The 7,899-nt window shown below is 40.3% G+C and carries 6 protein-coding genes; all 6 read left to right on the top strand.

Going from position 1 to position 7,899, the window contains the following annotated elements; translation table 11 throughout:
* Nucleotides 1–42: 42 nt before the first annotated feature.
* On the top strand, nucleotides 43–243 hold the full coding sequence (locus V7659_RS26385; protein WP_335543059.1) for a tautomerase family protein: 201 nt from the start codon (nucleotides 43–45) through the stop codon (nucleotides 241–243).
* The gene (locus tag V7659_RS26380; protein WP_335543058.1) at nucleotides 240–1,712 is read left to right on the top strand and encodes an aldehyde dehydrogenase; all 1,473 of its coding nucleotides are present in this window, start codon (nucleotides 240–242) and stop codon (nucleotides 1,710–1,712) included. Before V7659_RS26385 ends, V7659_RS26380 begins: the two co-directional genes overlap by 4 nt.
* 317 nt (nucleotides 1,713–2,029) lie before the next feature.
* Complete coding sequence (locus tag V7659_RS26375) at nucleotides 2,030–3,577, top strand: spore germination protein (RefSeq protein ID WP_335543057.1); 1,548 nt, start codon at nucleotides 2,030–2,032, stop codon at nucleotides 3,575–3,577.
* A gap of 4 nt (nucleotides 3,578–3,581) precedes the next feature.
* Nucleotides 3,582–4,682 (top strand): GerAB/ArcD/ProY family transporter, encoded by a 1,101-nt coding sequence (locus V7659_RS26370; RefSeq protein ID WP_335543056.1) that lies wholly within the window; start codon nucleotides 3,582–3,584, stop codon nucleotides 4,680–4,682.
* Nucleotides 4,679–5,782, top strand: a complete 1,104-nt coding sequence (locus V7659_RS26365) for a Ger(x)C family spore germination protein (protein WP_335543055.1) — start codon at nucleotides 4,679–4,681, stop codon at nucleotides 5,780–5,782. Before V7659_RS26370 ends, V7659_RS26365 begins: the two co-directional genes overlap by 4 nt.
* A 259-nt stretch (nucleotides 5,783–6,041) precedes the next feature.
* Nucleotides 6,042–7,661 (top strand): choice-of-anchor I family protein, encoded by a 1,620-nt coding sequence (locus V7659_RS26360; RefSeq protein WP_335543054.1) that lies wholly within the window; start codon nucleotides 6,042–6,044, stop codon nucleotides 7,659–7,661.
* The last annotated feature ends 238 nt before the right edge of the window (nucleotides 7,662–7,899 follow it).

Below are 7,899 nucleotides of genomic sequence, written 5' to 3'. Positions count from 1 at the left end.
GTATTTACTATATAAACAACCAGGAGAAGGGAGCGTGTTAGTATGCCATTTATTCAGATTACTATTGTTAAAGGCAGACCGCCTGAAAAGAAAGAACGATTGATTAGAGAAGTTTCTGACTTAGTTTCTGATGTGTTAGAAGCTCCTATTCAAAATGTGCGTGTACTGATCAATGAGGTAGAACCTGAACATTGGGGAATCGCGGGGGAATCTGTTAAAAAAAGAAATGAGGTTTCAACATGACAAAAGTACAAATCGGAGTCAGAGAAGTTGGTTTATATATTAACGGTGAATATGTGCAAGCAGGCAATGGGGCAACTTTTGATGTGAAAAACCCTGCTACACAAGAAATCATCGCGAAAGTAAGTGAAGCAACGGTAGAGGATGTCGATAAAGCCTGTCGCATTGCTAGAGAGGCATTTGAAAATGGCCCATGGCGGACGATGACTGTTGCAGAGCGTTGTGCAAAACTTCGCCGTATGGCTGAAATTATCCTCGAGCGAAAAGAGGAAATTGCTCGACTAGACGCTACAGATGTCGGAAAACCATTTCACTCTGCTGTCCAACACGAAGTTCCACGAGCAGCACATAATATCAAGTTCTTCGCAGATTTCATGGAAAAACAGGGCGGGGAAACCTATCCGATGGAAGAAGAATATCTGAATTATACACGGTACGAACCAGTTGGGGTGGCCGCTCTCATTACACCATGGAACGTTCCATTCATGCTGACCACTTGGAAGCTTGGCCCATGTCTTGCTGCAGGGAATACAGCGGTGATTAAGCCAGCGGAAATGACTCCATTATCTGTATCCTTACTTGGTGAAATTGCCAAAGAAGCAGGGATCCCAGATGGTGTCGTAAACGTCGTACATGGTCTTGGAGGAGTAGTAGGAAATGCACTTACTACTCATCCTGAGGTGGATTTAATTTCGTTCACCGGCTCTACCTCTACAGGAAAAAGAATTATGAAGAGCGGAGCAGATTCCTTGAAAAAAGTATCCTTTGAACTTGGTGGGAAAGCGGCAAATATCGTGTTTGAAGATGCAAATCTTGATAAAGCCATCCCCGTTTCGATTCAAGCTGCTTTCATGAATTCAGGTCAAGTATGTCTTGCAGGTTCAAGAATTTTAGTTCAACGCTCCATTTTAGATGAGTTTATAGAAAGATTTAAGAAAGCGGCAATGGAACTGAAAGTGGGCGACCCACAGGATGTTGAGACAAAAATGGGTCCAGTCGTCAGTGAAGAGCATTATAAAAAGGTAACAAGCTATCTTGAAATTGCCAAGGAAGAAAATGCGACCTTGATCTGTGGAGGAAAGAGACCTGATCTGCCTGTATATTTACAAGAAGGGTATTATTTAGAACCTACTGTGTATGTTCAGGAAAATTCAAAAGCACGGATTTGCCAAGAAGAAATTTTCGGTCCAATCGTCACGATTATCCCATTTGATACCGAAGAAGAAGCACTACAAATAGCAAATGATACAGATTATGGCTTGAATGGTGTGGTCTGGACGGAAAACCTACAACGTGCTCACAGAATTTCTCATGCTGTTCGGGCAGGTACGATTTGGGTGAACTGCTGGTTTGTTCGCGATCTACGCGCTCCCTTTGGAGGTTTTAAGAAGAGTGGAATTGGTCGAGAAGGTGGACATCACAGCCTAGAATTTTTTACTGAAGCGAAAAATATTTGTATAGCATTGAAGTAGTTTTTGAAAATGAAATGTAAATAAAGTTAATTGAGCAATTATAAGGGTCTGCCTCCCAGTATGAATAAAGAAATGCCAGCCGTACCGTAAAACACTCACGAATGTTGAAAGAATCAACATTTGTGAGTGTTTTGTTTTGCTGGAACACATTTAAAGTGAGATGATTTCAGGGATTGGGGTCAGAACCACTGGCCCCAATTTTCCCGATTTTCCTGTTGTTCTTGAACGATGAATCAGGGGAAGGATTAGAATATTTTTCCTTAGAAAATGCATACTAAGAGCATAATTTTAAGCAAATGCAGAAAGGGACGGAGTTGATGTTTTATTTTCTGAAGTTTTTAAGTGGAAAGCGCTCTTCTCGGTTCCAGCAATCAAGCAAAAATTCTGATATTCAGAAAAGAAATATGGAAGATGATGTCCTGGACTCTGCTTTATCCCAAAATACAGAGAATCTCCAACTGCTATTTCCTCAGGCACCGGATTTAGTGATTCGTCGGTTTCCTATCGCTCCGAGTAAAACAGAGGCCGCTTTGGTGTACTTGTCCGGTTTGACGGATAAAGAAGCTATCCATAATTATGTTCTAAAGCCATTGATGCATAGCTCCTTCGATCCTAATAAGGAACTGCCAGTCACAATAGGAAAGATCGAAATGGTCTATACGTGGGGGCAGATTGAAAATGCGATTCTAGGAGGAGATAGCGTTTTATTGTTAAACGGGCAAATCACCGGGTATCAATTAGATACAAAAGGGTGGCCGCAAAGACAGCTTACTATTCCTCAAAATGAAATATCTTTAAAAGGTGCGAATCAAGGATTTGTGGAAACAGGGAGTCAAAATATTGCTCTAATACGCAGGTATATTCCCCATCAGGAATTAATCTTAAAAGAGATGACCGTCGGTATTCGAGGGAAAACTAAGCTTTCCCTCTTATATTTGGGAGATGTGGCTTCTAAAGACGTACTAAGAGAACTGGAAACGCGGATTCAAAATATTACAATAGACGCGGTCATTAATACCGGCGAACTTATCGAGTTCATTGAAGATAATCCCTATTCACCGTTTCCGCAAATGATGTTAACGGAAAGGCCAGATACAGCTGTATCCCATATTCTTCAGGGAAGATTTGTGATTATTATGGATCATTCTCCATACGCATTGATTGCTCCGGCAAACTTTATGTCCTTTTTTCAGGCTGTGGATGATTACGGATCCCGTTGGTTAGTTTCTTCCTTTATCCGAGTCATGCGTTTTCTAGCCTTTATGATTGCCTTATTTTTGCCTTCCATTTACGTTGCCTTTATTTCCTTTAATTTTGAAGTCATCCCGATGGAACTTTTGCTTACAATTGCAGAATCAAGGATACAAGTCCCTTTCCAACCCGTGATGGAAGCTGTGATTATGGAAATGATCCTGGAATTGATGAGGGAAGCGGCATTAAGGTTGCCGACTCCAATCGGTCAGACCATTGGCATTGTGGGCGGAATTATCATTGGTCAGGCGGCGGTGCAGGTGGGAATTGTCAGCAACATTATGATCATCGTTGTTGGCGTTACAGCCATTTCTTCTTATAACATCCCTAATTATGATATGAGTACGTCCATCAGACTGTTAAGATTCCCTATGATGTTATCCGCTGCCATGTTTGGAATTGTCGGGATTGTGATCGGATGGATGACCATTGTCGGCCACATGACGAGTCTTGAATCATTAGGGACACCTTATGGAACTCCTTTGGCTCCTTTCCGATTTGCCGATATGAAGGATGCGTTTCTGCGCTTTCCTTTATGGTCAATGAAAAGCCGCCCTAAAGGCACAGGAGCTATTCCAACTATTCGACAAGGGCGAAATCGAACGAAAAGGTGAAACGATGAAGAAATATGCCTATAATGAAATCACTCTCATGCAGTATATTTTTTTGATAAATGGAACACAGGTCGGGACAGGCGTCCTATCTCTCCCGCGCATACTTGCGGAAAAAGCTGGAACCGACGGGTGGATCGCGATCCTGATTGGCTGGTTTTTCTCTGCCGCTGCCAGCATTTTTTTGGTTAAAACGTGCGAAAAATATCCTGATGAAACCCTTATCGAAATTCTTATCCGATTATTCGGGAAAATTGTGGGAAAAGCAGTCGTCATTGTTTACATGGTGTACTTTGCTTTTTACGCATGGGCCATTTTTGTGAACGGCAGTTTATATATTAAGGCATGGTTCCTGCCTAAAACCCCTAATTATATTATTTTACTGTTATTCTCGATACCTACTTTTATTGTAGCCCGTAACGGGGTTCGCGTTTTAGGCAGATACTCCGAGCTGTCTTTTTACATGGTAATGTGGATTCCACTGTTTTTCTTGGTCCCGCTAGGGGATGGAAATTGGCTGCACCTTCTTCCGGTGCTTAAAGAAGGGTGGGGACCAGTATTATCCGCTGTGCCGACCACTATTTTTTCCTTTTTGGGATTTGAAGTCGCGTTCTTCTTGTACCCCTTTTTACAAAAAAAGCAGCATGCGGTTCTCGGAATCACGATTGCGAACACCTTAACGATGTTGTTTTATGTATTTGTAACAATTGTCTGCTTTGTCTATTTTAGCCCCGATGGGATTACCGAATATACTCAGCCCGTATTGAATTTACTTAAACTAATTGAGTTTCGTTTTTTGGAGCGTTTTGACATGGTTTTATTGGCTGTATATCTGATAGTTGTTTCCACGGCCTGGATGCCTTGCATATTCCTTGCGGCCTTTTGTTCTAGTCAATTGCTTGGAAAACAGGATCATAGCCAGCACGTCATGATTTTATTATTAATCATTATTGGATTGATCTTTTGGCGTGATCCTACTTGGATGGAATCGGAAAAGTGGCAGAAATGGGTTGCCAAAGGAGGGCTGCAATTGGCATTCGTAGCTCCTCCCTTTTTATGGATCTATAGCTGGATATATGAAAAGTTCCGTCGGAGGGTAAGCCAATGAAAAGGAAGCTACTACTTTGCCTATCACTTGTGGCTATGATGATGACCGGATGCGTGGACCAAATGAATGTTGAAGATGTCACTCTGACACTTATTCTTGGTTTAGATTTGGATGAGGAGGATCATTTAGTGGTGTACATGTCAAGTCCGGTGTTTAATAAAGAAGCAAAGGTAAAAGAGGAGAAGGTCGAGGTGAAAGCTGTTACGGTTCGTGATTCCAGGGAACTGTTTGATACGACGGTAATGGCTTTGACATCAGGAAGCAAAACGCAATTAATCTTAATCGGGAAAAAGCTGCTCAAACGAAAAAATTGGATTGATTATATCGATCCTTACTACCGGGACCCCAAAAATACGGTAACCACAAGAGTTGTCGCAGTAGATGGTCCTGTTTCGGACGTCATTTTTTATAGACCACAAGATAAGCCGCGTCTTCCTTTGTATTTGGCAAATTTAGTGGATACAGCCTCTAGAAGAAATGTAACTGTAAAAACGTCCCTTCAGGAATTCCATGAGGAAACGACGGAAAAAGGGATGACAGCAAGTATTACCGAGATGAAGAAAACGGACAAAATCATGTTGACAGGCACCGCTCTGCTGGATAATCAAAGCAGATATAAGTTAAGTATAACACCGAAAGAAAACAAATTATTACGTATCCTGCAGAATAAAACAAAAGGTGATTTCCCATTTACCATTTCAGTCCCTTTGAAATCGAATGGACGGGATAAACATTGGTTAAGCTTTGGTACCTCAAACATCAAGGTAAAAACAAAGGTAAAGTATGACAACCATTTTATTTTTGACACAAACGTAAAAATGAGAATTGCCATTACAGAACGGCTTTTTCCATTCAATGTAAGGAAAGACACTGCGAAACTGCAAAAGAGTATTGAAACGAAACTACAAAAAGATTTTGAGCGCTTAATAAAGAAAACGCAAACCGCGAGCATTGACCCTTTTGGATTTGGGATATATGCAAGAGCCTATTCATATCCAGAGTGGAAAAAAGTCCAAAATCAATGGGGAAAAGCCTTTTCGAAGGCTGATATAAACGTGAAGGTAAGTGTAACCATTGGTGGGATGGGAACGATTAAGTAACACGGGTCAATGATGTGATTTCATTTCGAGAATGAGGAAGAAATTTATGAGTTTTCCAGCTATAGCGAGCTATTTTATATGGGAGAGGTGACCTGATGAAAATTCTGATTACATTGTCGTGATCTATTAGAATTTACGAAAGATTAACAAAATATTAACCTCTTCCCTGTATTTGATTACGTAGGTATTTGTGATAATTGTGAATGGGAATTTTTTTCTACAATACTCTAGAATAAATCAAATATTGGGAGGTAAGGAAATGTTAAAGTCAAAAGCAATTCTTGGATTAGCAATTGCAGGGACAATGTTAACGGGTCCACTACAGTTAAGCGGATCACCAGTATTGGCAAAAACTGAAGCCAGCCAATCTAAAACTGGCAGTGTAAACGGCAAACTTAAGGAAATCGGTAACTATCAGACAGGAATGAGTAATAAAGACGGTGGTATTGCAGAAATTGTTAAATACAATAAAGACAATCAAAAAATGTATCTTGTGAATGGGGCATCTCAATCTGTCGATATCGTTAGTGTAGCAAATATCAAATCCAATCAAAAAACAGAGTTAAAAATCGATACTCGACTTAATATCACTGCGATGGGGCAAGCACACGGGTTTTCAGTTGGAGATATCACCAGTATTGATGTCAATACGATAGAGAAGATTATTGCGATTGCTGTCCAAGGTGCTACATATAAGGATCAAGGCAGTATTGTCTTTCTTAATTATGATGGGGACTATATCAAGCATTTTGAGGCAGGCGTGCAGCCTGATATGGTGACATTCAGTCCTGACTATAAATATATTCTTTCTGCAAACGAAGGAGAGCCAAGGGAAGGATATTCTGCTACTGGTGCAATCGATCCAAAGGGTTCTGTAACCATTATTGATATTAAAAAAGGAGTAAATAGGGCTGCTGTTCAAACAATTGGCTTCGAAAAGTTTGATACAGTTAAGGCAAGATCAGAACTTGTTAGAAACAACGTTCTGCTTAAGCCAAACACAGCACCGTCTGTCGATTTAGAACCGGAGTATATCACGGTATCGGATAATAATCACTATGCGTATGTAAGTCTTCAGGAGGCGAATGCTTTAGCCACAATTGACCTCAAAACCGAGGAGATCATTAACGTGAAAGGACTTGGTTTTAAAGATTATAGTCTTGAAAAAAATGCGCTGGATGCTTTAAAGGATGGCCAAGTGAAACTTGCTACACAGAACCTGTATGGTACATACATGCCTGATGGGGTTGCATCACAAAAAATTGGCGGCAAGAATTACATCTTTACTGCGAATGAAGGGGATGCAAGAGAATGGGGAGATTATGTAGACACCGGTTCTTATACCTTCCCAGGCACAAAATACAAAATTGATAGGATCTTAAATTCAGAGAGAAACGGGCTAGAAACAGGTAAGAACTATATATATGGCGGCCGCTCCTTCTCCATTTGGGACGCGGATACAATGGAACAAGTATATGATAGCGGAAGTGATTTTGAGAAAATAACAGGTAAGCTTTTTCCTGATGCGTTTAATTCATCAAACCACAAAACTGAACTAGATTCCCGAAGCGGAAAAAAAGGACCTGAGCCTGAAGATATTAAGGTTATGAAAGTAAATGGTAAAACATTTGCCTTCATCGGTTTAGAAAGAATAAGCGGCATTATGATGTATGATGTAACAGATATCGAAAATGTTAAGTTCTATGATTATATAAACCTAAGAAACTTTGCAGGAAACGATATTGCAACAAGCGGAGACCTGGCCCCTGAAGGACTTTCCTTAGTGGAAGCAAAGGATAGTCCAACTGGAAATCCATTGCTACTTGTAGCAAATGAAGTGTCCGGCAATGTGAGAGTTTTCGAGATTAGTGGAAAATAGGTGGTAGAAGGTTAGTGAGATGTTCACTAACCTTTTTTATTTTTTCGGTTTGGACCAACATTATTTTTGTTATTGTAATCTCTCTTTTCATACTAAAAAAAATAATTTAAAGTAATCCTTTATACAGTTCTTACAAGGGAGCTATAGGAACTATTGCCTAGAACCGCATTAATCGCCGTTTTAATAAAATGGCATCAATTTGCTAGTACATCTTGATACGCTTCCTTACTTTCAAGAA

Origin of the sequence: Neobacillus drentensis, assembly GCF_036966985.1 — a bacterium.
Lineage (GTDB): Bacteria > Bacillota > Bacilli > Bacillales > Cytobacillaceae > Neobacillus > Neobacillus drentensis_E.
This window is presented reverse-complemented; position numbering and strand designations above follow the sequence as displayed.

Bases quoted from the DNA above. Each gene is read 5' to 3' on its own strand.
- V7659_RS26380 (WP_335543058.1), top strand. From the start codon at position 240: ATGACAAAAGTACAAATCGGAGTCAGAGAAGTTGGTTTATATATTAAC.
- V7659_RS26365 (WP_335543055.1), top strand. From the start codon at position 4,679: ATGAAAAGGAAGCTACTACTTTGCCTATCACTTGTGGCTATGATGATG.
- V7659_RS26375 (WP_335543057.1), top strand. From the start codon at position 2,030: ATGTTTTATTTTCTGAAGTTTTTAAGTGGAAAGCGCTCTTCTCGGTTC.
- V7659_RS26385 (WP_335543059.1), top strand. From the start codon at position 43: ATGCCATTTATTCAGATTACTATTGTTAAAGGCAGACCGCCTGAAAAG.
- V7659_RS26370 (WP_335543056.1), top strand. From the start codon at position 3,582: ATGAAGAAATATGCCTATAATGAAATCACTCTCATGCAGTATATTTTT.
- V7659_RS26360 (WP_335543054.1), top strand. From the start codon at position 6,042: ATGTTAAAGTCAAAAGCAATTCTTGGATTAGCAATTGCAGGGACAATG.